20 protein-coding genes are annotated in these 21409 nt (G+C 70.7%); 4 read left to right on the top strand and 16 right to left on the bottom strand.

Annotated features, from left to right (window positions below; genetic code table 11):
* Nucleotides 1–122: 122 nt before the first annotated feature.
* The 4 genes from ACFY12_RS03855 to ACFY12_RS03840 form a co-directional block, all read right to left on the bottom strand.
* Entirely contained in the window at nucleotides 123–1811 is a 1689-nt protein-coding gene (locus ACFY12_RS03855; protein WP_390714073.1) for a phospho-sugar mutase, read from the bottom strand.
* Nucleotides 1812–2051: 240 nt separating this feature from the next.
* Nucleotides 2052–2873, bottom strand: a complete 822-nt coding sequence (locus tag ACFY12_RS03850) for a purine-nucleoside phosphorylase (RefSeq protein ID WP_390714072.1) — start codon at nucleotides 2871–2873, stop codon at nucleotides 2052–2054.
* A gap of 126 nt (nucleotides 2874–2999) precedes the next feature.
* Nucleotides 3000–3281 carry a hypothetical protein gene (locus ACFY12_RS03845; protein ID WP_390714071.1) on the bottom strand — a complete coding sequence of 94 codons (282 nt, stop codon included), beginning with the start codon at nucleotides 3279–3281 and terminating at the stop codon, nucleotides 3000–3002.
* Nucleotides 3282–3333: 52 nt separating this feature from the next.
* On the bottom strand, nucleotides 3334–3771 hold the full coding sequence (locus ACFY12_RS03840; protein ID WP_390714070.1) for a gamma-glutamylcyclotransferase: 438 nt from the start codon (nucleotides 3769–3771) through the stop codon (nucleotides 3334–3336).
* 126 nt (nucleotides 3772–3897) lie between these two features.
* Between ACFY12_RS03840 and ACFY12_RS03835 the strand changes: the two genes are divergently transcribed.
* Nucleotides 3898–5343 (top strand): NAD(P)H-quinone dehydrogenase, encoded by a 1446-nt coding sequence (locus ACFY12_RS03835; RefSeq protein ID WP_390714069.1) that lies wholly within the window; start codon nucleotides 3898–3900, stop codon nucleotides 5341–5343.
* A 103-nt stretch (nucleotides 5344–5446) separates the two neighbouring features.
* Here ACFY12_RS03835 and ACFY12_RS03830 read toward each other — a convergent pair whose 3' ends face one another.
* The 4 genes from ACFY12_RS03830 to ACFY12_RS03815 all read right to left on the bottom strand — a co-directional run bounded on the left by ACFY12_RS03830 (nucleotide 5447) and on the right by ACFY12_RS03815 (nucleotide 8617).
* Complete coding sequence (locus ACFY12_RS03830) at nucleotides 5447–6154, bottom strand: hypothetical protein (RefSeq protein WP_390714068.1); 708 nt, start codon at nucleotides 6152–6154, stop codon at nucleotides 5447–5449.
* An 87-nt stretch (nucleotides 6155–6241) separates the two neighbouring features.
* Entirely contained in the window at nucleotides 6242–6931 is a 690-nt protein-coding gene (locus ACFY12_RS03825; RefSeq protein ID WP_390714067.1) for a hypothetical protein, read from the bottom strand.
* Between the two features lie 97 nt (nucleotides 6932–7028).
* On the bottom strand, nucleotides 7029–8231 hold the full coding sequence (locus tag ACFY12_RS03820; RefSeq protein WP_390714066.1) for a putative T7SS-secreted protein: 1203 nt from the start codon (nucleotides 8229–8231) through the stop codon (nucleotides 7029–7031).
* 107 nt (nucleotides 8232–8338) lie between these two features.
* A complete protein-coding gene (locus tag ACFY12_RS03815) occupies nucleotides 8339–8617 on the bottom strand; it encodes a hypothetical protein (protein ID WP_390714065.1) in 279 nt (92 codons plus the stop codon).
* 529 nt (nucleotides 8618–9146) lie between these two features.
* On the opposite strand from ACFY12_RS03815, the gene ACFY12_RS03810 reads away from it, so the two are divergent.
* On the top strand, nucleotides 9147–10097 hold the full coding sequence (locus ACFY12_RS03810; RefSeq protein WP_390714373.1) for a DeoR/GlpR family DNA-binding transcription regulator: 951 nt from the start codon (nucleotides 9147–9149) through the stop codon (nucleotides 10095–10097).
* 153 nt (nucleotides 10098–10250) lie between these two features.
* Here the strand turns inward: ACFY12_RS03810 and ACFY12_RS03805 are convergent, their stop codons facing one another.
* From ACFY12_RS03805 to ACFY12_RS03780, 6 genes are all read right to left on the bottom strand, one after another.
* On the bottom strand, nucleotides 10251–10805 hold the full coding sequence (locus tag ACFY12_RS03805) for a TetR/AcrR family transcriptional regulator (RefSeq protein ID WP_390714372.1): 555 nt from the start codon (nucleotides 10803–10805) through the stop codon (nucleotides 10251–10253).
* 323 nt (nucleotides 10806–11128) lie between these two features.
* The gene (locus ACFY12_RS03800; RefSeq protein WP_390714064.1) at nucleotides 11129–12004 is read right to left on the bottom strand and encodes an inositol monophosphatase family protein; all 876 of its coding nucleotides are present in this window, start codon (nucleotides 12002–12004) and stop codon (nucleotides 11129–11131) included.
* Nucleotides 12001–12627, bottom strand: coding sequence for a 2'-5' RNA ligase family protein (locus tag ACFY12_RS03795; protein WP_390714063.1), 627 nt, complete (start codon nucleotides 12625–12627; stop codon nucleotides 12001–12003). Before ACFY12_RS03795 ends, ACFY12_RS03800 begins: the two co-directional genes overlap by 4 nt.
* The gene (locus tag ACFY12_RS03790; RefSeq protein WP_390714062.1) at nucleotides 12624–13538 is read right to left on the bottom strand and encodes a carbohydrate kinase family protein; all 915 of its coding nucleotides are present in this window, start codon (nucleotides 13536–13538) and stop codon (nucleotides 12624–12626) included. Before ACFY12_RS03790 ends, ACFY12_RS03795 begins: the two co-directional genes overlap by 4 nt.
* Complete coding sequence (locus tag ACFY12_RS03785) at nucleotides 13532–14797, bottom strand: DUF4145 domain-containing protein (RefSeq protein ID WP_390714061.1); 1266 nt, start codon at nucleotides 14795–14797, stop codon at nucleotides 13532–13534. The genes ACFY12_RS03790 and ACFY12_RS03785 overlap by 7 nt, the downstream gene beginning before the upstream one ends.
* A gap of 120 nt (nucleotides 14798–14917) precedes the next feature.
* Nucleotides 14918–16189, bottom strand: a complete 1272-nt coding sequence (locus ACFY12_RS03780; protein ID WP_390714060.1) for a hypothetical protein — start codon at nucleotides 16187–16189, stop codon at nucleotides 14918–14920.
* Between the two features lie 518 nt (nucleotides 16190–16707).
* Between ACFY12_RS03780 and ACFY12_RS03775 the strand changes: the two genes are divergently transcribed.
* Nucleotides 16708–17892 carry an alpha/beta hydrolase gene (locus ACFY12_RS03775; protein WP_390714059.1) on the top strand — a complete coding sequence of 395 codons (1185 nt, stop codon included), beginning with the start codon at nucleotides 16708–16710 and terminating at the stop codon, nucleotides 17890–17892.
* A 72-nt stretch (nucleotides 17893–17964) separates the two neighbouring features.
* On the opposite strand, the gene ACFY12_RS03770 is transcribed toward ACFY12_RS03775, so the two are convergent.
* The gene (locus ACFY12_RS03770) at nucleotides 17965–19734 is read right to left on the bottom strand and encodes an acetyl/propionyl/methylcrotonyl-CoA carboxylase subunit alpha (protein WP_390714058.1); all 1770 of its coding nucleotides are present in this window, start codon (nucleotides 19732–19734) and stop codon (nucleotides 17965–17967) included.
* Between the two features lie 437 nt (nucleotides 19735–20171).
* Here ACFY12_RS03770 and ACFY12_RS03765 point away from each other — a divergent pair, with 437 nt between their 5' ends.
* Nucleotides 20172–20768, top strand: coding sequence for a hypothetical protein (locus tag ACFY12_RS03765; protein ID WP_390714057.1), 597 nt, complete (start codon nucleotides 20172–20174; stop codon nucleotides 20766–20768).
* Between the two features lie 63 nt (nucleotides 20769–20831).
* On the opposite strand, the gene ACFY12_RS03760 is transcribed toward ACFY12_RS03765, so the two are convergent.
* Complete coding sequence (locus ACFY12_RS03760) at nucleotides 20832–21398, bottom strand: DJ-1/PfpI family protein (RefSeq protein ID WP_390714056.1); 567 nt, start codon at nucleotides 21396–21398, stop codon at nucleotides 20832–20834.
* Nucleotides 21399–21409: the final 11 nt, after the last annotated feature.

Below are 21409 nucleotides of genomic sequence, written 5' to 3'. Positions count from 1 at the left end.
GGGGCGATGGCACTCGCTTCGGCAGGACGACGCGTCGGGCTCCACGACCACGACCAGGTCTCGAAACCAGGTCGCGGAGCCCGACGTCACGCTCGCTTGCGTACGTCAGTACGTCAAGTACGTCAGATCCCGGCCGCCGCCGACAGGTCGCCCTTGATCGCGGCGAGCGTTCCCGCTGCCCTTCCCCGGGCCTCCGGGAGGACGTCCGCCGACTCCACCGGCACCACGACCTCCAGGTAGCACTTGAGCTTGGGCTCCGTGCCGGAGGGGCGGACCACGACGCGGGCCGCCTCGATGCCAGCCTCGGGGGAGCCGGAGAGGTAGTAGCGGAGTCCGTCGGTGGGCGGGAGCGACTCCGTGCCCTGGCTCAGGTCGTCGGCGCGGGTCACGGACAGGCCGGCCAGCGTGGTCGGCGGCTGTTCGCGGAGCCTGCGCATGGCGTCCGCGATCAGGGAGAGGTCCTCGACGCGGACCGAGAGCTGGTCGGTCGCGTGCAGACCGTGCTCCACCGCGAGGTCGTCCAGGAGGTCGGCGAGCGTACGGCCGTCCCGCTTGAGCTCTGCCGCCAGCTCGGTGATCAGCAGGGCGGCGGTGATGCCGTCCTTGTCGCGGACGCCCTCCGGGTCGACGCAGTAGCCGAGCGCCTCCTCGTAGGCGTACCGCAGGCCGTCCGCCCGGGCCAGCCACTTGAAGCCGGTCAGCGTCTCCTCGTACGGGAGGGTGGCGGAGGCGGCGATGCGGGACATGAGCTGGGAGGAGACGATCGTGGTGGCGAACGTGCCGGTCGCCCCCTTGCGGACCAGGTGGGCGGCGAGCAGGGCGCCGACCTCGTCGCCGCGCAGCATCCGCCAGCCTTCCGGCGTACCGGGCGCCGGGACGGCGACGGCACAGCGGTCCGCGTCGGGGTCGTTGGCGATGACGATGTCGATGTCGACCTCGCCGTCGCCCTGGGCGCGGGCCGTGGCGAACGCGAGGTCCATCGCGCCCGGCTCCTCCGGGTTGGGGAAGGCGACCGTCGGGAAGTCCGGGTCCGGCTCGGCCTGCTCCGCGACGACCGTGGGGGCCGGGAATCCGGCGCGGGCGAAGGCGGCGAGGAGGGTGTCCCGGCCGACGCCGTGCATCGGCGTGTAGACGACGTTCAGGCCGCGGGGGGAGCCGGGGGTGAGGACGGCGTCCGTGCGGGCCAGGTACGCGTCCAGGACGTCGTCGCCGAGGGTTTCCCAGCCGGACTCCGGGCGCGGTACGTCCGCGAGGGAGCGTACGGCGGCGATCTCGGTGGCGATCTCGTCGTCGGCGGGCGGCACGATCTGTGAGCCGTCGCCGAGGTAGACCTTGTAGCCGTTGTCGCGCGGCGGGTTGTGGCTCGCGGTCACCTCGACGCCGGCCACCGCGCCCAGGTGCCGTATGGCGAAGGCGAGTACGGGCGTGGGCAGCGGGCGGGGCAGCAGCGCGGCGCGCAGGCCCGCGCCGACCATCACGGCCGCGGTGTCCCGTGCGAAGTCGGCGCTCTTGTAGCGCGCGTCGTAACCGATCACGACCAGGCCGGAGCCCTGGCCCTTCGCCTTGAGGTACGCGGCGAGGCCGGCCGCGGCCCGGATGACGACCGAGCGGTTCATCCGCATCGGGCCCGCGCCCAGCTCACCGCGCAGGCCGGCGGTACCGAACTGGAGGGTGCCGGCGAACCGGACGGCCAGTTCGTCGGTGTCCTGGGCGGCGATGAGCCCGGACAGCTCGTCCCGGGTCTCCGGGTCGGGGTCCTCGGCCAGCCAGGACTGGGCCCGGTTGATCAGCTCCGAGGGATCGGTAGCCACGTGATTGCTCCTGCCTGTGGGTGCTGCCCTATGGGTGCTGCGAGTGCTGCGCTGCCTATCGGGTGCAGTGTTGCGCTGTGTATCGGGTGCAGTGCAGTGCAGTGCTGTGTGTGGGGTGCGTCGCGCGCCGCCGGTCCCGCCGGCCCCGGTGGCCCGATGGCCCGGTGGCCCGGCGGCGCGTCCTGACCTGATCCAGATCCAGATCCAGATCCAGATCCAGATCGAGATCTTGATTTTGATCTAGATCTTGTTGAGGACCTGGCCGAGCAGCTGGCCCATGGCGACCGCGGAGTCACGGCCGGCCTGCAGCACCTCTTCGTGGTTGAGCGGCTCGCCCGTCATACCGGCGGCGAGGTTCGTCACCAGCGAGAGGCCGAGCACCTCGGCGCCGGCCTCGCGTGCCGCGATGGCCTCGAGGACGGTGGACATACCGACCAGGTCGGCGCCCAGCGTGCGGAGCATCCTGATCTCGGCCGGGGTCTCGTAGTGCGGGCCGGGGAGCTGGGCGTAGACGCCCTCCTCCAGGCTCGCGTCGACCTCCTTGCACAGCGCGCGCAGGCGCGGCGAGTACAGGTCGGTGAGGTCGACGAAGTTCGCGCCGGGGATCGGGGAGGTGGCGGTCAGGTTCAGGTGGTCGCTGATCAGGACCGGCTGGCCGGGGCGCATGCCCTCGCGCAGACCGCCGCACCCGTTGGTGAGTACGACGGTCTTGCAGCCCGCGGCGACGGCGGTACGGACGCCGTGCGCGACCGCGGCGACGCCACGGCCCTCGTAGTAGTGGGTACGGCCCAGGAAGACCAGGGCGCGCTTCTCGCCCACGCGGTAGGAGCGGATCTTGCCGCCGTGGCCGGCGACGGCCGGCGGCGGGAAGCCGGGCAGCTCGGTGACGGGGAATTCGTGCTCGGGCGCGCCCAGGGCCTCGGCGGCCGGGGCCCAGCCGGAGCCCATCACCAGGGCGACGTCGTGGGTCTCGGCGCCGGTCAGCTCGCGCAGGCGGGCAGCGGCGTCGGCGGCGGCGCCCTGCGGGTCGCGCGCGATGTCCGGGGTAACAGATGCGTTCACGCGGACGAGGGTAGCCGTTGTTCGCCTACGCGCGTAGATGACAGACCTCACGGCGTGGGGATCGTTGCTTTGTCGTTTCCGACAAGTGAGGCCGTGAGGCCGTGAGGCTGGCGAGACCTGGCAAGATCAACCGTCAAGGTCGGAGATGACGATGTCCTTGTCGTTGAAGACCTCGACGATGAAGACCAGCAGGCGGCCCATGGTGATGCTGTACTCCACCAGGATGTTCTGGGTGAGGCGGACCGTACGGTCGTCTCCGGTGGAGCTTATGGCGCGGGACACGTCGAGGAACGGGTCACGGGCCAGCACGGAGATGCCCTTGTCGAACGCTGCGCGCTGCGGGTCGTCGAGACGGTCGCGGGCCGCGGCGGCCTGCTCGGTGAAGTACACCTGGTACGTCGTGGGCATCCCACACTTCCCTTCGTGCATCGATACCGCTTGAGTCTAGGGCCAGGCACTGTCAGCAAGGCCTCTTCCGCAGCTCCATCACGTAATCGTGTGGTGCCCCCGCGGACTCCGCCGCGTCGGCGATCTCGCCCAGGTAGCGGGCGGACGGCAGCCCGCCTTCGTAGCCGTTGAGGACGTAGATCCAGGCCGTTTCGTCGCCGTCGAGGGTGTCGACCCGTACCCGCATCCGCCGGTAGATGTCCATGCCGACGCCCTCCCAGCGGTCCATGGACTCCTCGTCCATCGGGGCGATGTCGTAGAGCGCGACGAAGAGCTGGGAGTCCGGGTCCTCGACGACCGTCGCCAGGGCGCCTTCCCAGCCCATCTGCTCGCCGCCGAAGGTGAGCCGCCAGCCGTTGAGCCAGCCGGTGCCGCGCAGCGGGGAGTGCGGTGCGCGGCGGGACATCAGCCGCGCGTCGAGGTTGCCGGCGTATGCGGCGTAGAGCGACATGGTTCCGAGGGTACGGGAGGAAGCCCGTCGGGCTCGTGGTACCGCAGGTCCGTACAGGGGCGGGGCGGGTCGTACGCGGACGGCACATCCGCCCCCGGGCGAGACCTGTCACCGGCGTGCGGGACAATGGAGGACGTGACTCGGATCGTGATCATCGGTGGCGGACCCGGCGGATACGAAGCGGCCCTGGTGGCCGCCTCTCTCGGCGCGGAGGTGACCGTCGTCGACTGCGACGGTCTGGGCGGGGCGTCGGTGCTCACCGACTGCGTGCCGTCGAAGACTCTGATCGCGACGGCCGAGGTGATGACCACCTTCGATTCGTCGTACGAAGAACTCGGCATCATCGTCGAGGACGACACGCCTCACAAGGAGCGCCCCGCGCGCGTCGTGGGCGTCGACCTGGGCAAGGTCAACCGGCGGGTCAAGCGCCTCGCGCTCGCCCAGTCGCATGACATCACCGCCTCCGTGACCCGCGCCGGCGGCCGGGTGATGCGCGGCCGCGGCCGGCTGGAGCCGGGCCAGGCGCCGGACGGTTCCCGGAAGGTCACGGTCACCGCCGCCGACGGCACGTCCCAGAGCCTGATCGCGGACGCGGTGCTGATCGCCACCGGCGCCCACCCCCGCGAGATCCCGGACGCCCTCCCGGACGGCGAGCGGATCCTGAACTGGACGCAGGTCTACGACCTCGACGAGCTGCCCGAGGAGCTCATCGTGGTCGGTTCCGGTGTCACCGGTGCCGAGTTCGCCGGCGCCTACCAGGCGCTCGGCTCCCGCGTCACCCTCGTCTCCTCCCGTGACCGGGTGCTTCCGGGCGAGGACCCGGACGCCGCCGCGGTCCTGGAGGACGTCTTCCGCCGCCGCGGCATGAACGTCATGGCACGGTCCCGGGCCCAGTCCGCCAAGCGCGTCGGCGACCGCGTCGAGGTGACCCTCGCCGACGGCCGGACGATCTCCGGTACGCACTGCCTGATGGCGGTCGGCTCGATCCCCAACACCGAGGGCGTCGGCCTGGAGTCGGCCGGTGTCAGGCTGACGGACTCCGGCCACATCTGGACGGACCGGGTCTCCCGTACGACCGCCCCGGGCGTGTACGCGGCCGGCGACTGCACCGGTGTGCTCGCCCTGGCGTCGGTCGCCGCGATGCAGGGACGGATCGCGATGTACCACTTCCTCGGTCACGCGGTCACCCCGCTCAACCTCAAGACGGTCTCCGCGAACGTCTTCACCGACCCGGAGATCGCCACCGTCGGCTACTCCCAGGCCGACGTCGACGCCGGCAAGATCGACGCCCGCGTCGTCAAGCTCCCGCTGCTGCGCAACCCGCGCGCCAAGATGCAGGGCATTCGCGACGGTTTCGTGAAGCTGTTCTGCCGCCCCGGCACGGGCATCGTGGTCGGCGGTGTGGTCGTTTCCCCGCGCGCCAGCGAGCTGATCCACCCCATCTCGATCGCGGTCGACAACAATCTGACCGTCGAACAGATCGCCAGCGCCTTCACGGTCTACCCGTCCCTGTCCGGCTCGATCGCCGAGGTCGCCCGGCAGCTCCACAGCCGTAAGACGGCCGGGGAGTAGCTGGGGAGCGGCTGGGGAGCGGCCGGGGAGTAGATGCGGGCCGGGCGCCGGACGGCCCGCCCGGTCAGCTCGAACGGTCAGCTCGGACGGCCGGATTGAACGGTCAGCCGAACGGGTTCCCCGGCACCTCTGCGCCCGTGGGCGGAGACGGAGGCGGAGATGATGGCGATGGCGGGGCGGCGGGAGTGCCTCGGTCGGCGGTCTGCTCGTCGTCCCCGAACCGGAGGCTGCGCAGCAGCGCGGTGAAGACCTCGCAGTAGTGGTCCCAGTGATCGGTGCTGGGCGTGCTCAATGTGGCGGTCACCATGGTGCGGTGGCGCGGCACGGGTATCCACGCCTGTGCCTGCGCCACGAAGGTCGCTTCGTCCGTTCCGGATTCCGCGTACTCGCCCGGTACGAACACGGCGAGCTGCGGCTGTGCGACCACCGCCGCCGGTCCGCACGGCAGCTCCCAGACCTGTGCGGCGCACTTCTCTCCGTGGCGCGCCGTCGATATCTGCACGATGCCGCTGGCCACGGTTCTGCTGTCCCGTCCGTCCATGGGCGTGGCGGCAAGGACGAGGGAGGCGGACGACGGGTCCCCGTCGATCAGCCCCAGGCAGGTTCCGGCGTAGAAGGCGCCGGCGGTGTGCAGGGCGTGCGCCGCGTGCTCATAGGACATGAGCAGCGCTTCGGCGACCCCGTCCGGCATGTGCTGGCCGGCCAGCCGTTCCTGCACGATGTCGCGGATACGGTCGTCGGTGGCTCCGATCTCCAACTCCTCGAAGTCGGGTGGTACGGAGAATTCGACGGGGCATCCCGCTGCGACCATGGGCCTTGCCCTTTCCTCTTGCGCGTTCGTGTGCGTCGGTCTTCGTCGGCATTCGGCTGTCTTCGCCGTGGTCCTGCTGCGTACCGCTCAGTGGCCGGGGAAGTACCCGGGAGGCAGCAGCTCATCGCGATGTACGTACCGCTGCTCTCCCCGTCCATCGGGGACTTTGCGGTATCCCGCCGCGTGGATACGTGCCGCGTGAATCCGGTCGCCGGCCAGGCCGACCGCGGAGGCGGCGGACAGAAACACGGCGGCGACGCCCGCGAACACCAACTGCCCGGCCTTCTCCGAGCCGGTGGAGAGCAGGATGACGAACCAGACCAGCGCCGCCGACGCCAGAACGCCGGCCGACATGACATGCGGTGACCACGGTCCGTAACACTCGCGCAGGACCGCCCGTTCCCAGACCTTCAGTTCCGCGGTGAGCTCTGCCCTCGGTACGAGCCCGGGGGTGGGGATGCCCGGAGCCGGTGGCGCGAAGACCAGGCCGGGGAGGGGGCCGCCGTGGCCGGCTCCGGGATGGTTCGCTCGGGTGCGCGCGGCCCGTTGCCGTGCCGCGTCCGAGTCATCGCGTACCAAGGTGACGGACACGAACCCGGCCGCGATCGCGGTAGCAGTCGACAAGGCGTATCCGTACTGGCGGGCCAGCCAGATCAGGTACGGCGGGCGTACGCCGGCGGTACGGCCCGCGAGGGATTTCAACGGGAACGTGAAGTGGACTTCGGGCCGACCGTCCAGCATGGTCACCAAGGCCCACGGCTCCGGCGCCGTGCTCATGGCGTGCTCGTCCCGTCAGCCAGGTGAACGGCCGTCGCGCGAAGCGGGCGATTTATGAGCGGGCGTGTCGTGAGCGGGTGTGTCATGAGCGGGCGAATCATGAGTCGTATCCGGACTGCCACGCGTTCTCCAGTCCGACGAAGAGCGCGCCACCGGGAATGACGGCCGCCTCGATGGCCTGCCGGGTGTCCTTGGGGACGAAATTCCCCAGAGCGCTCGGGTTCTCGCTCATCCCCTCGGCACCGGAGCCCGCCGAACCACGGCCCATCAGGCGGCCGGCGTTCTCGATCATTCTGAGGGTTCTGCCGCTGGCCAGGTGTGAGGCGCCACCTGTGGCGAAGGACAGCGTGCCCAGGGTGTCCTCGATGAGCGTACGGTTTGTCACGTCCTTGTTCCCGGCCAGCCTCGCCACACCGTGAAATGCCAGCGCGCCGAGCGCGAGCCCACCGGAAACCGTCTCCAGGCCCTCTCCGACTGCGGCCACTGCGGCGCCCGCCGGCGGGAACACCGTGGCGATGCCGGCGCCGGCCACCACCAGGCCGAACCCGGCCACGCCCACTGCGGTACTGGCCGCCGCCAGGACGTCGCCCACCGCGGCGATGTTCTTCGAGTGATCCTTGACCCAGTCCCAGACCTCGTTGGCGAGCATGGCGTGGGCCTCGGCCAACGACTGGACGGCGCCCGCCAGTTTGTCCAGAAGGCCCGGTTCATCCGGTGCGCCCTCCGCCGCGCGACGGATCGCGGTCGCGGTCTTCTCGGCGAGTTCGTCGTGCTGGTGCTGGAGCCGGCAGGCTTGCTCGATCACGGACTTGAGCGCGTCCCGTGCCGCGTCCAGGTCGTGAACGGCCGTGTTGAGACGCTGCTGGGCGCGCTCGAGCTCGGCGTCCGTGTCGAAGGTCTGGCCGGCGAGTCGCAGGTCCGGATTCTCCTCCGCGCTACGTACGCGCGCACGCTTGGCGACGGCCTGCCGTTCGAGATCCTGTGCCTGCGACCGCATGGTGTCGAGGTTCCCGGACCATTCGTTGAGCTGGAAGGCGCAGTCGTAGAAGCTGCCCGTCGCGGCGTCGACCAGCTTCGGGAGGTCCTGCACCCGTGCGGAGAAGGCATCCGCGGCCACCCCGCTCCACTCCTCGCCGCTGTGCGTGAGGGAGTTGAGGGTCTGCCATACCGACTGCAGCTTCCGGTGTCCGTCGAAGACGGTGTCGACCAGGGATCGGATCGCCGCCGGCTGGCCCGGGGCGGGGTCGAAACCCAGCCCGGGGAAGCCTGCGGCGTCCGGAGGAATCGTCCCGCCAGCCACTTCTGCTCATGCCCCCTTGGTTGTGTTCGTCGGTGCTGTCGGTGCTGTCGGTGCTGTCGGTGCCGTCGGTGCCCTTCAGGCGTGGTCGCGCCCTCGCCTCCGAGCTGTTACCCGAAGGCGGATGCCCGGCCCGCGGACGCCGTTGTCCCACCGTGAGCGTCAGATGGTGCGGGCGTGCGGGAGAAGGCCTGCTGAATGCCCGCGTCGCAGGTGCGGTACGCCTCGGCCGTAGCGTCGACGGAGCCCCGTATGGAGCTGGCGAGCTTGCTGATCTGGGCCATGCCGTACTTCCACTTCTCCTGGAAGTCCGCACAGGCCGCGTCGAGTGAGCCGTGGCCCAACTGGCCGGCGGACGCCTGGTCCAGCCTGCGGCTGACGGTGCTCATACCCTCGACGCTTTCGTCGAGCCTGCCCGATATGCGGCTCAGCTCTTCGACGTCGACTCGGAAAGTCCCCGGTAGCGACACGTGAACCTCTCTGACGTCGCGCTGATCAGAACCAATCGAATTCGGAAGATTATCATCTCGCCGCATCGCTTGGTGACCCGCTGTGACCGCTTAGGGGGCGCGCTGCCGTGGTCGGCAGCCGGGGTGTCGGGGTGCGAGCCGGGGAACGTTTGTGCCTGGCCTGAGCGCTTGGGATGAAACGGTCCTGCGTGGGTATGTCCGCGTTTGGTGGTCGGGGCATCGCGGCGGTTCGCGTTCCTCGGTTCCCGCAGGGGGGCTGACCAGGGCGCAAGCGGGCGGTGTCGGCCGGGAGTTCGACGGATGTACGACATATGCGCGTCGCATACCACGTCACGGTCCGCCGCGTGAACAGCTTCCGTTAATTGGTGCAACCTGCTGAAAACAGACGGTCGTTGGCGTTACTGTCAGTTTCGTGTTCGCTGCAGAACGTCGCCAATTGATCCTTGAAATGGTGCGCGCCAACGGGGCGGTATCGCTCCGGGAGCTCGCCCGCGTCGTCCAGACCTCCGAAGTTACCGTACGGCGCGACGTGCGGGCGCTGGAGGCCGAGGGGCTGCTCGACCGCCGGCACGGCGGAGCGGTCCTGCCAGGAGGCTTCACCCGCGAATCCGGATTCCCGCAGAAATCCCATCTAGCGACCGCGGAGAAAACGGCCATTGCCGATCTCGCGGCCGGTTTTGTCAACGAGGGCGAGGCCATTGTCGTCGGCGCCGGAACGACCACCCAGGAGCTGGCCCGCCGGCTTGCCCGTGTCCCCGGACTCACCGTCGTCACCAACTCCCTGCTGGTTGCCCAGGCGTTGGCGCACGCCAACCGTGTCGAGGTGGTGATGACCGGCGGTACGCTGCGCGGCTCCAACTACGCGCTGGTCGGCAGCGGTGCCGAGCAGTCCCTCCAGGGGCTGCGGGTCTCCCGCGCCTTCCTGTCGGGCAGCGGACTGACCGCCGAACGCGGTCTGTCCACCTCCAACATGCTCTCCGCCAGCGTGGACCGGGCACTCGTCCAGGCGGCGGGGGAGGTGGTGGTGCTCGCCGACCACACCAAGCTCGGCTCCGACACGATGTTCCAGACCGTCCCCACGGATGTGATCACCCGCCTCGTCACGGACGAACCGCCGGGCCACGACGACCGGGCGGCCACGGAACTCCAGGCGCTGGCCGACCAGGGCGTCCAGATCGCCGTCGCCAGCGGCTCGGGCGCTGCCGGTCACGGGGCGGGACAGGCGGGCCCGGAGGGCGGTGCGAGCGACCGCCGGGGCCCGCGACGGGACGTACCGCTGCCGGGCCAGCGGCGCAGCCACGGGCCGGGCGGTGGGGGCGGTGCGCCACAGCTCCGCTCGGCCGGCTCGCTGTCCGACACGGGCGGCCGGGTAGCCGACCTGGCGCCCCGGCGGCGCTGAGCGGTCCGCCGGGCGAACGGCGGGGGCGGGGATCCGCCGGGGGCATGGCCAGGTCCTGGTGGGCAGGGCCGGCCCCTGGTGCCGCACTGCCACCACGCTGCTTCCGCACTGCCACCGCACTGCTACGGCACTGCCACCGCAACGCGTGCAGTCCTAGCGGATCCCCGCCTTCAGCCCGCTCAGCGTGAGCGTGAGCAACCGATCGGCGAGCTTCGGATCGTCCGGGGACTCCTCGACTGCCAGCGCGATGCCGTTGGTCAGCTGCATCAGGTCGTTGATGTTCACATCGGGGCGTACCGCTCCGGCCTGCTGGGCGCGGGCCAGCAGTGCGCCGCCGGCCTCCCGCATCGGCACACTGCACCGTGCCATCCCCGAACTCTCGTCGGCCGACGCGGTCATCAGTGCGCGGGACAGCCCGCGGTAGGTGCTGGCGTGGGCGATGATCGCGCGTAGCCAGTCGACCAGGGCGGCGCACGGCTGCGGGGCGTCGGCCAGCTCCTTGGCGTAGGCGAGCAGGGCGTCCACCTCGCTCTGGAAGACCGCGCCCATGAGGGCGGTGCGATGGGGGAAGTGCCGGTAGAGGGTGCCGATGCCGACGCCGGCGCGGCGTGCGATGTCCTCCAGCGAGGTGTCCGTGCCGTGCTCGGTGAAGGCGGTGCGGGCCTCGGTCAGCAGCCGTTCGTAGTTGCGGCGCGCATCGGCTCGCATGGGGCGCGCGTCCCGCGTCCGCGCCGGTGCGGTCGCCACCGGCTCCCGCGGCGTCCGCCGCTGCCCTGCCGTGTCGGTCGCCATCGCCGTCCTCCCTCGACCCGGCCGGTTGCGGCCGGTGGCTCCAGGATGCCATTGCCCGCTCCCGTGGCGTTTCGTGCGGTGCGCAACGATTACCGCGGCCGAGCGCAGCCGACCGCGGCCGCGCCTGCGAGAAGGGTCGCCGGAGCCGTGCGCAGGGGCGGAGGTGCCCTTCCGCCTGCGTCGGTGGCCGCGTCAGCGGTCGTCGGCGTGCGCCTGCCACAGGGCGAGCACACCCCGTGTCACAGCCGGATCGCCTGCCACAGGGCGAGCACATCCCGTGTCACCGTCGGATCGCCTGCCACGAGGACCGGGGAATCGAAGGCGAAGTCGCGGCCGCTCTCGCCCAGTACTGCCTTGCCCTGTTCTCGGACGAGCGCCATTCCGGCAGCCACGTCCCAGGGTTTGGGGCCGAGACAGACGCAGGCGTCCAGCCAGCCCTCCGCCACTCCCACCAGGTCCAGGCTCATGGCACCTTGCATCCTGATCCGGTACGCCGTGCCGTGCAGCGCGGAGAGGCGTCGGCCGACCAGCCGGGGATCACCGGAGCCGGTACCCGTGACGCCGATGACCGCTTCGCGCACCGCTCCGGCACCGGCTGTGGGGTGCTGCCCGCCGCCCGGAGATCCCGTACGCCAGCGACGGCGGAGGGCGGGGGCATCGATGACTCCCAGCCGGGGGCGTCCGTCCTCCACGTATGCCAGCGAGACGGCGTAGAAGGGGGCGCCGCGTGCGAAGTTCATGGTGCCGTCGATGGGGTCCAGCAGCCAGCACCGGGGCGGCAGTGACGTTTTCTCCGCTGCTTCCCCGGCTGCTTCCTCGGCCGCTTCCCCGGGCCCTTTCCCGGCCCCTTCCTCAGCTGCTTCCCCTTCCCCGGGCCCTCGCTCAGCTCCTTCGCCGGCGGATTCCTCGCCGATGACCGGAATGCCGGGAGAACGCCTCCGCAGCACGTCGGTGATCACCCGCTCGATCTCGACGTCCGCGGGGGTGACCTCCTCGCCCGACGGTTTGAACCGCCGCTGCCGCTGGGACCGTTCCCGTCCGGCACGGTCCAGCCACGCGGTCCCGGCACCGACGGCCTCCTCCGCCACCGACAGCAGCGTGGGAGCGTCGCTCATGGCAGGTCCAGGGTCCGCTCCGCCAGGGTCTCGGCGTGGGCGCCGTGCTCACCCATCACGTAGAAACTGAGCCTGTCGAACGTCCACTCCGGCTGTACGGAGACGCGTTCGGACGCCGTGCGTACCAGGTCCTGGGCGATGTGCTCCTCGGCGCGGCCCAGCGTGATGTGCGGGGCGTAGGCGTCGCCGGTGTAGCGGTAGCCGTACCGTGCGAAGCTGGCGCGCTCGCTGTCCGAGAACCGCGAGGTGTCCTTGGCCGTGTCGAATGCCTCACGGGCGAGGTAGGCGTCCAGGATGTGCAGGGCGGCCTGCTGCAGTCCTTCCAGCAGGGGCGGCCGCTCCAGGGAGAGGAAGACCCAGCCGGTGGGCTGATAGACGATGCCGGTGGCGGCCAGCTGGACCTCGCCCGGCAGTGCCACGGAGCCGGCGACCTTCGCCAGCTCCGCTTCCGGGTCGAGTGCGTCGGTGAACGGCCCCTGGAACACGGTCACATGGGGAAGGTTTCCGTCCTTCGTCAAGGTGGGGCGCAGCTGGTGCCCGCCGCCGATCTTCTCCTGCAACCGGATCGCGGCCCGCTGGTGGTCCGCACTGGGAAGCAGTGCGATGCCAAGCCATCTGGTCACGGGTGAGCTCCTATCTTCGTGATCACATGCAACGCCGATTCGAGGCCCCGGCGCAGGCACTCCTCCGTCGGGTCACCACTCAACCACCCCGCGACGACACCGGCGTTGAAGGCGTCGCCGCCACCGGTACGGTCCAGGGGCTGGACCGGACGGACGGGTACGTGCACCGGCCGGCGGCCGGGTGACGCCCACAGGGCCCCGTCGGGCCCCAGCGTCACGATGACCTCGCCCGCGAGCGACTCGGCGTACCGCTGCGCGGTGACCGCCGTGTCGTGCGGCGACGCCCCGGGCAGCCGTCGGGCCTCGTCCGCGTTCATCAGATTCAGCGCGGCCGAACCTCTGGCCACCGCGCTCATGTCCCGGCCGTTCCACTCCACCGACACCGAACGGCCGTGTTGCCGGGCGAGGGCCACCACCCGTGTGAGCGGTGGCGTGGGCTCGCCGACGACATGCACATGGTCCACGTCGCACACCGCCTCCTCCGTGACCGCCGCGATGGCGGCGTCCCGGTCCGCGCCCGCGAACGTCATCATCCGCTTGCCGGTGGCCGAGGAGAAGACGATCGCCATGCCGGTCCGGGCGGCGGTGTCCGTGCGGACCAGCGAGGTGTCCACGCCGCCCGCCCGGAGGTCGTCGAGGCACACCCGCCCCAGGGTGTCGTCGCCCACTGCGGACACCAGCCGGACCGCGCAGCCCTGCCGCACCAGGCCCAGCGCGGTGTTGGCCGCGGAGCCGCCGGGCAGCGCGGAGCAGGCACCGCCCCGGAGCTTCTCGTGCTCCTCCGGCAGCCGTTCCGTCTGGACGATGATGTCGAAATTGGTGCCGCCGACGACGAGCACCCGCTTGGCCCGGGCGTCACCGCCGGGAGCGGTCGGCCGGTCGTGCCCTGGAGCCTGTGTCGGCCCTAGCACGGTTCCCCCAGCCGGTAGCTCTCGAACAGCACATGGCGTACCAGGCGTTCTCTGCCCGCGAGGTCGGTTTCGTGAGGGAAGGAGGCGTGGGCGACCAGATCCCGTACGAGTTCCTCGAAGCGGGTCCGCTCCGAACCCAGGTCATGGAAGGTGCGCATCAGCTCGCGGTGCAGCTCGGTGGGATCGGCCCCCGTCTCGGTGAGCCAGGAGCGGTTGGCGACAAGGACGTTGGCGGCCGCCGAACGCAGCTTTGCCTGGGCCCGGGCCGGAAGCATTTCGGAGTTGAGCAGCTCGAAATAGGCGTCGTTGTCGCGCGCGTGCATACGCAGGTTCTGCCCGCCGACGGCCAGCACATCTCGGTTCAGGTGGAAGAGTTCCAGGCCGAGGTGGTGCGGTACGTCCAGAATGCTGACGCCCATTTCCCGCAGGCCTGCTTCGTCGGTCGAGAACGCCGCCAGAATGTTGTCGAACATATCGCTGAGTTTCGGTACGGCGATCTGTGCTCCGGACGGATTTGCCAGGAATTCCGCGGCGGTTACGTCTCCCCAGCGTCCGCCGCGCGCGGCGAGCAGATAGAAATTGCGCCCGCCCATCGAGTAGCCCACCCGCCCGAGGGGGACCACCTGCGCCCGGATGTCGTCCTCCGCGAGCAGGCGTCGCACCCGCTGCTCGTTGTAGATCGCCAGGTCGAGCAGTCGTCGCGACACGTCCCTGACCAGGTGGTCCGACCAGGGGAGCTGGACCTGTACCAGCCGGTGGTTGTGCTGCGTCAGCAGCTGATCGAAGCCGCAGCCCAGCAGCAGGGCCTTGATCACGATCAGTGAGGAATCGGCGAGGCGTGTGGTGCTCGTGGTGTGCTGAACGGACGTCAGCCCTTGTCGCGCCGCGTCCTCGGCCAGGGCCTTGCTGGTGCGCCCGTACCAGACCGCCAACTGCGTGAGGGCGTTGAGGCAGGGGCGTACGTCCTCGCTGGAGATCTCCTCGTCCGAGATCTTCTGGGCGTGGCTGCCGTAGTTTCCGTAGTTCTGGATGGTCCGGACCGCCAGGACGACCTTGGGCGGCACCAGCCCCTTGGCGACCAGCACGGTCAACAGGGACTCAAGCGTCGGCTTGGAGCCAACGGCTTCCTGCATAGCGATATCCAAGAGGATCGACTCCGCCGCTCTCCTCGCTGTGCTGAGAAAGACCTCCGGGTCCGACTCGGCATACCGTAAAGCCTTCTTGTAAAGCCGGAGTGACTCGCCCTCGTTGACCGTCACGCTCGTCCGTGTCCTCTTCGGCAGTTTTTAACTCATCGTACCAAGGTGTGTAGTCGTCAACTAGCAGTCATTGAACCCGGTTTGGCGCGGGAGGGAGCGTCCGCGAGAGGGGGCCACGGTTCATCGGCCGGAGCTGTTGCGCACGCGGTCGCGCAGGGAGTCCAGGACCAGGCGGCCGTAGCGGGTGGTGAAGGCCACGCCGGTGGAGAGGGCGGCCGCTCCGAGGGCGAGGAAGAGATGGCCGGGGTCGTGGTCGTCGAGCACCTGGAGGATGCTCAGGGCGGTGCCCAGGGGGAGGCCGAGGATGGTGAGGACGCCGAGCGCGCCGGCGATCTGCTGGCTGTCCTGGGTCTGGACGAGGCGGGCGTAGTCGGCCGCCTCGGCGAGGATCTCCGCGAAACGGTCCGCGAGGCGGTACTGCCCTTGGTAGGCGAGGAGAAGTTCGTTGGCCGGGCCGTGGGCGGTCAGGTGCTGCCGCCAGTAGGTGCTCCGGAAGGCCGCGATCCGTTGTTCCAGTGCGGCGACCCGCGGACCGATGTTCGGCTTGTCGAAGACATCGGAGAGCGCGTCGGTGAGTTCGTCGATGTGGTCGCGCTGGATGGTTCCGAGCAGCAGGGCGTCGAGGTAGATGGTGCGGTGGTGCACGGCGGCGAAGTTGAAGAAGTCGCCGTCGCCCTGGTCCGGGCGGTGCCCGAGGAAGGCAGCCCCGTGGCGGAGCACGAGGGCGCTCCAGTCGGCGGATATCCGGACGGTGTACTCCTGCTGGGACGTCAGGTGCTCGGGCGCGGCGGGAAAGTCGGCTTCCGTCGAGCGGGAGGCCAGTTGCCACAGCCATCGATCGGCCGTCTCGGGGAGCCGGCCGCCGTCCTGGCGCAGGGCGGCCGGGTGGCCGGCCGCGGGGGTGAGGAAGGCGACGGTGTACGGGCGGGCGATGGCGAACGGGGCTTCGGCCGTCCTGAGTTCCGCGATGCCGTCTAGGAGGGTGTCCGGAGCCAGTGGGCCGCTCAGGGGGTCTGTGGCCGCGTGGGGCCGGTGACCGATGGCCCGGAGGGTCTCCAGCAGTGTCGGGCCCTCGGCCGTCAGGTGCAGAACCGCCAGTGCGTGTTCCCGGGAGCGGTCGGTCGCGGTACGCAGCAGCTCCAGGCCGTGCAGGTGCAGCGGGCCGTGCGTCAGGTCCGCGAAGCGGTGCCAGCGGCAGGGGCGTTCCGCCGTTCCGTACAGGGCGCGGGCCGCCGCCGGGGTGAAGTACGTCTGCCGGGTGGACGTATCGGCGTGACGGCTGCCGAGCTCGAACGGCAAGGGCCCTACGTCCCACGGGGGCAGGGCCGGGAGCCGCACGGGGAGGATGACGGTGATGGCCTGGCGGACGCCCGTCAGCGAGCTGAGTTCCATGGTCAACTACCTCGATGCCTGTTGTGTGGCCGCCACTCGGTGCCGGTGTGAGGTACGCCCGGGCGGGGTGCTCACACCTCACTGTTCACCTGGCGGGACGCACCCCGTCGCCCGGCCGTTCCCGCTGGATTCCGCTCGGGCGGTGAGGGGATCGTGAGCAGGGCCGGGGCCTGGCGGATCCGGGGCCGGCGGGGCCGGTGGGCGGGTCCGGTGGCGGGGCGTGGGGTGGCCGCCCTGGGCGGTTGGCGTCCTTCGGGTGACGTGGTGGCGTATCGCGGACGTCGTGCAGGCGAACACCTTCCCGGTGCCGCAACGCGGGGGCGGGCTGGGGCATCAAACCTGGCGCAATGAGGTCTTCCGGGGGCTTCCGGAGGGTCTGGGAAACGTCGTGCGAGCCGGCCCGCGATCCAGCCGTGACCAGCCGTGATCCCGCCGGAGGAGCGGTGGGAGCGGTGGGAGTGGAGGGGGTGGAGGGAGCGGAGGGGTGGAGCGCGGCGCAGAGTGCCGAGGGAAATGTCATGGGGCTGACCAGTCGGTCGCTGTTGTTCGTCATGGTCGCGGTTGCCGTGGTGTGCGTAGGGCTCACGCTGTGGCTGTGGCCGCGGTTCGCGGGCCGCGGGCTGCGGGCGATGGTGGGGCGGCTCGGGGCGATCGTGGTGACCCAGCTGGCCCTCGTGGCGGCGCTCGGCCTGGCGGTGAACGCCAACTTCCAGTTCTACGGCTCCTGGCGCGAGCTGCTCGGCCTCTACGACGACGCACCGGGCGCGGTCGAGAAGTGGGGTGAGGGGGGAGCGGCCGGACCCGCCGGGGACCCGTCGAAGGGCCTTGTCCAGCCCTCGGGCCCGGACGGCCTGGACAAGGTGCACGGTCTGCCGAAGGGCCCGCCGGAGCAGACCGGCAAGGTCGAGTCGGTGCGGATCGTCGGCAAGCGGACCCGGGCCGTGGACCCGGCGTACGTCTATCTGCCGCCGCAGTACTTCCAGTCGCAGTACGCCCGGCAGCGCTTTCCCGTGATCGTCGCGCTCAGCGGCTACCCGGGCGGCAGCTTCCTGCTGGGCCAGCACCTGCGGCTGCCGCAGACCGCGGGCGGAATGATCCGGTCCGGCCGGATGCAGCCGACCGTGATCGTGATGCTGCGGCCCACCATCGCACCGCCCCGCGACACCCAGTGCGTCGATGTGCCCGGCGGCCCGCAGGCCGAGACCTTCTTCGCCCGCGATCTGCCCGACGCCCTCAGATCGCACTACCGCGTCGGCCACGACCCCGGAGGCTGGGGCGTGCTGGGCTATTCGTCGGGCGGCAGCTGCGCCCTCCAGCTGGCCATGCGGCACGACCGTACGTACACCACGGCGGCCGCGCTCTCCCCCGACTACAAGGTCAGCAACGATCCGACGACCGGCGACCTCTTCGGTGACGGCCGGGACCGGGCGCGGCGCCGCCAGGAGCACGACCTGATGTGGCGGCTGCGGAACCTGCCCGCCCCACGGGTGAACGTCCTGGTGGGCACCAGCCGTAGCGGTGAGAAGAACTACCCCGCCGCCCAGGCCTTCCTCGCCGCGGTCACACCACCGATGAAGGCGGACGCGATCGTCCTCGACCACGGCAGCCACAACTTCGCCACCTGGCGGCGTGAACTGCCCGCCGCGCTCCAGTGGATGGACAAGCGGCTGACGTTCCCGGAGGACGTGGTGGGGAAGTCCTGATCCGGCATGCGCCAGGGGCACCTGGCGGGCGGATGACCGCCAGGTGCCCCTCGGGTGTGCAGCGCTCTGCGCTCAGTCCTTGATCTCGCAGATGGCGGCGCCGGAGGTGAGTGCGGCGCCGACCTCGGCGGCCAGGCCCTTGATGGTGCCGGTGCGATGGGCGTTGATGGGCTGTTCCATCTTCATGGCCTCCAGGACGACCACCAGCTCGCCCTCGGTGACCTGCTGGCCTTCCTCGACGGCGACCTTGACGACGGTGCCCTGCATCGGGGAGGCGAGCGTATCGCCGGAGGCCGCGCTGGAGCTCTTCTTGGCGGCCTTGCGCTTGGGCTTGGCACCACCGGCGACCGCGGCACGGGCCAGCGGCATACCGAGCGAGGAGGGGAGGGAGACTTCGAGGCGCTTGCCGCCGACCTCGACGACGACCGTCTCACGGACGTCCGCCTCGGCCTCCTGGTCGGTGGGCGCGGCGAACGCCGGGATCTCGTTGACGAACTCGGTCTCGATCCAGCGGGTGTGGACCGTGAACGGCTCGTCGGATCCGGTGAGTTCGGGGGCGAACGCCGGGTCCTTGACGACCACGCGGTGGAACGGAATGGCGGTGGCCATGCCCTCGACGGTGAACTCGGCGAGGGCGCGGGCGGCGCGCTGGAGGGCCTGCTCGCGGCTGGCGCCGGTGACGATCAGCTTGGCCAGGAGGGAGTCCCAGGCGGGGCCGATGACCGAGCCGGACTCCACGCCCGCGTCGAGGCGGACGCCGGGGCCGGTGGGCGGGGTGAACGTGGTGACCGTGCCGGGGGCCGGGAGGAAGTTGCGGCCCGGGTCCTCGCCGTTGATGCGGAACTCGAAGGAGTGGCCGCGGACGGCGGGGTCGTCGTAGCCGAGCTCCTCGCCGTCGGCGATGCGGAACATCTCGCGGACGAGGTCGATGCCGGTGACCTCTTCGGTGACCGGGTGCTCGACCTGGAGGCGGGTGTTGACCTCCAGGAAGGAGATGGTGCCGTCCTGGCCGACGAGGAATTCGCAGGTGCCGGCGCCCTCGTAGCCGGCCTCCTTGAGGATGGCCTTGGAAGCGCGGTACAGCTCGGCGTTCTGCTCGTCCGTCAGGAACGGGGCCGGGGCCTCCTCCACCAGCTTCTGGTGGCGACGCTGCAGGGAGCAGTCACGCGTGGACACGACGACGACGTTGCCGTGCTTGTCGGCCAGGCACTGGGTCTCGACGTGCCGGGGACGGTCCAGGTAGCGCTCGACGAAGCACTCGCCGCGGCCGAAGGCGGCGACCGCCTCACGGACGGCCGAGTCGTACAGCTCGGGGACCTCGTCCAGGGTCCGGGCGACCTTCAGGCCGCGGCCGCCGCCGCCGAAGGCCGCCTTGATCGCGATGGGCAGGCCGTGCTCCTTGGCGAAGGCGACGACCTCCTCCGCGCCGGAGACCGGGTCGGGGGTGCCGGCGACCAGCGGCGCACCGGCCCGCTGGGCGATGTGCCGGGCGGCGACCTTGTCACCCAGATCGCGGATGGCCTGCGGGGGCGGGCCGATCCAGGTCAGCCCGGCGTCGAGGACGGCCTGGGCGAATTCGGCGTTCTCGGAGAGGAAGCCGTAGCCGGGGTGGATGGCGTCCGCGCCCGAATCGGCGGCGGCGGCCAGGACCTTGGAGATGTCCAGGTAGCTGGTGGCAGGGGTGTCACCGCCCAACGCGTACGCCTCGTCCGCCGCGCGTACATGCAGCGCGTCCCGGTCGGGGTCGGCGTAGACGGCCACGCTGCCGATTCCCGCGTCCCGGCATGCACGGGCAACGCGAACAGCGATTTCGCCACGGTTGGCGATGAGCACCTTGCGCACGATGGGTCCTTCCTTGGCGCTTCGCCGCAACAATAGAGATGCGGCGATTTTAGGGACTGGCGACACCGCATGCCGACCCGTTCCCTGGGGTGACCTTTCCCACACGGAGCGTGCTGGGGGCGCCGGTAGAGGGCCTGGGCCCCCTGGTGTCCCAGGGTAGGCCCGGATTCCGGGGGTCCGGCGCGGGACCCGGTGTGGCCTAGGTCTCGAACATCGAGTGTCCTGCGGATCGTCAATTCTTTGTGGAATCCCTACGAATGGGCGAAGGAATCTTTGCGGGTGGTTCGGCCCATCGGCGTGCCGTGGCCCGTCCTCTCCGCGCTGACCCGTTCCCCTCCGTGCCGACCCGTGCAGAACCCTTGCCCCACCCCTTACCCGTGAGTAGCGTGCGGCATGCCTTCGTACCGGGGGTAGCAGCGGAAGTGGGGTGGACGGTGGTGGCGCGACGACCGGTGGCCTTGGCCGCGGCGGTGGTACTGATCCTGGAGGCGTGCGGGATCGTGCTGCTCAACTGGATCCTGAGCATCGTCGTGGACAAGCAGCAGATGTCGCTGGCCGGTCTGCAGCCCCGCGCGATGTCCACCGGTTCGTGGGTGGCCGGCGGCCTCTTCGGCCTCTACCTCCTGTGCTGCGCCGTCATCCTGATCCGCACCGCCGTGCGCGACCGCGCCCCCGGCGGCTTCGCCAAGATCGTGCTGATCAGTGCGGCGGTGGTGCACGGCCTGCTGGGCGCGTTCTCCGTCGGCCTGGTCGGCTGGGTCGCGTTCCTGGCGATGATGGTCGTGCTGGGGATGATCGTGCTCACCCTGGTGGCGTACGGGGAGGGACGCGCGCACGGGGCCGCACACGACGGCGGGGGCGACGGGAGCGGCGGGAGTGACGGGAGCGGCGGGAACCCGGCCGGTGACAGCTCCCGGCAGGGGCCGGACGGACCGTACGGATCGGACGGACCGTACGGACCGTGCGGATCGGATAGTCCGCACGGAGCGGACAGTCCGCGCGGTCCGCGGCCGGCGGCGCCGGGCGCCGTCTGACCGGCCGGGCTTCCTCCTCAGCCCTTCACGGGCTTCCTCCTCGGCCCTTCACGGGCGTTCGCCTCAGCCCTTCACGGGCGCGTACTTCCGCAGGACGTCGATGAACGCCCGCATCCACTCCGGGTGGTCGTTCCACGCGCGGGCGGACACGACCTTGCCGTCCACCACCGCCGAGCCGTCGACGAAGGTGCCGCCGCCCATCTCCACGTCCGGCGCGCAGGCCGGATACGCGGCGGTGCGGCGGCCCTTGAGAACGCCGAGGGGGGCGAGGGTGATGGCCGCGTGGCAGATGTGGGCGACGGGCTTGTCGGCGTCGAAGAAGTGGGTCACGACGCGCCGGAAGTCGGCGTTGGTGCGGAGGTACTCGGGCGCCCGGCCGCCCGGGAGGACCAGCGCGGCGTACTCGGCCGGGTCGACCTCGGACAGTGCGAGGTCGGACGGCCAGGAGTGGCCCTCGCGTTCGATGTAGGTGTCGAAGTTGTCGACGAAGTCATGGACGACGAACTGCAGCTTCTTGCGTGACGGAGCCGCGATCCGGACCTCGTAGCCCTCCTCCAGCAGACGTTGGTACGGGTAGAAGAACTCCAGGTCTTCGGTGGCGTCGCCGGCGATGAGCAGGATCTTGGGCATCTACGCACTCC

This window comes from Streptomyces sp. NPDC001339 (assembly GCF_042895955.1).
Taxonomy (GTDB): Bacteria; Actinomycetota; Actinomycetes; order Streptomycetales; family Streptomycetaceae; genus Streptomyces.
Note: the sequence above shows the minus strand (reverse complement) of the source record. Positions and strands in the feature narration are given on the sequence as shown.

Coding starts and splice junctions, on each gene's coding strand:
- ACFY12_RS03840 (WP_390714070.1), bottom strand. CDS start 3,771: ATGTCGCTCTACGCCGCATACGCCGGCAACCTCGACGCGCGGCTGATG.
- ACFY12_RS03810 (WP_390714373.1), top strand. CDS start 9,147: ATGGTGCGCGCCAACGGGGCGGTATCGCTCCGGGAGCTCGCCCGCGTC.
- ACFY12_RS03775 (WP_390714059.1), top strand. CDS start 16,708: ATGGGGCTGACCAGTCGGTCGCTGTTGTTCGTCATGGTCGCGGTTGCC.
- ACFY12_RS03815 (WP_390714065.1), bottom strand. CDS start 8,617: ATGAGCACCGTCAGCCGCAGGCTGGACCAGGCGTCCGCCGGCCAGTTG.
- ACFY12_RS03805 (WP_390714372.1), bottom strand. CDS start 10,805: ATGCGAGCCGATGCGCGCCGCAACTACGAACGGCTGCTGACCGAGGCC.
- ACFY12_RS03845 (WP_390714071.1), bottom strand. CDS start 3,281: ATGCCCACGACGTACCAGGTGTACTTCACCGAGCAGGCCGCCGCGGCC.
- ACFY12_RS03830 (WP_390714068.1), bottom strand. CDS start 6,154: ATGGTCGCAGCGGGATGCCCCGTCGAATTCTCCGTACCACCCGACTTC.
- ACFY12_RS03760 (WP_390714056.1), bottom strand. CDS start 21,398: ATGCCCAAGATCCTGCTCATCGCCGGCGACGCCACCGAAGACCTGGAG.
- ACFY12_RS03780 (WP_390714060.1), bottom strand. CDS start 16,189: ATGGAACTCAGCTCGCTGACGGGCGTCCGCCAGGCCATCACCGTCATC.
- ACFY12_RS03825 (WP_390714067.1), bottom strand. CDS start 6,931: ATGAGCACGGCGCCGGAGCCGTGGGCCTTGGTGACCATGCTGGACGGT.
- ACFY12_RS03835 (WP_390714069.1), top strand. CDS start 3,898: ATGGAGGACGTGACTCGGATCGTGATCATCGGTGGCGGACCCGGCGGA.
- ACFY12_RS03800 (WP_390714064.1), bottom strand. CDS start 12,004: ATGAGCGACGCTCCCACGCTGCTGTCGGTGGCGGAGGAGGCCGTCGGT.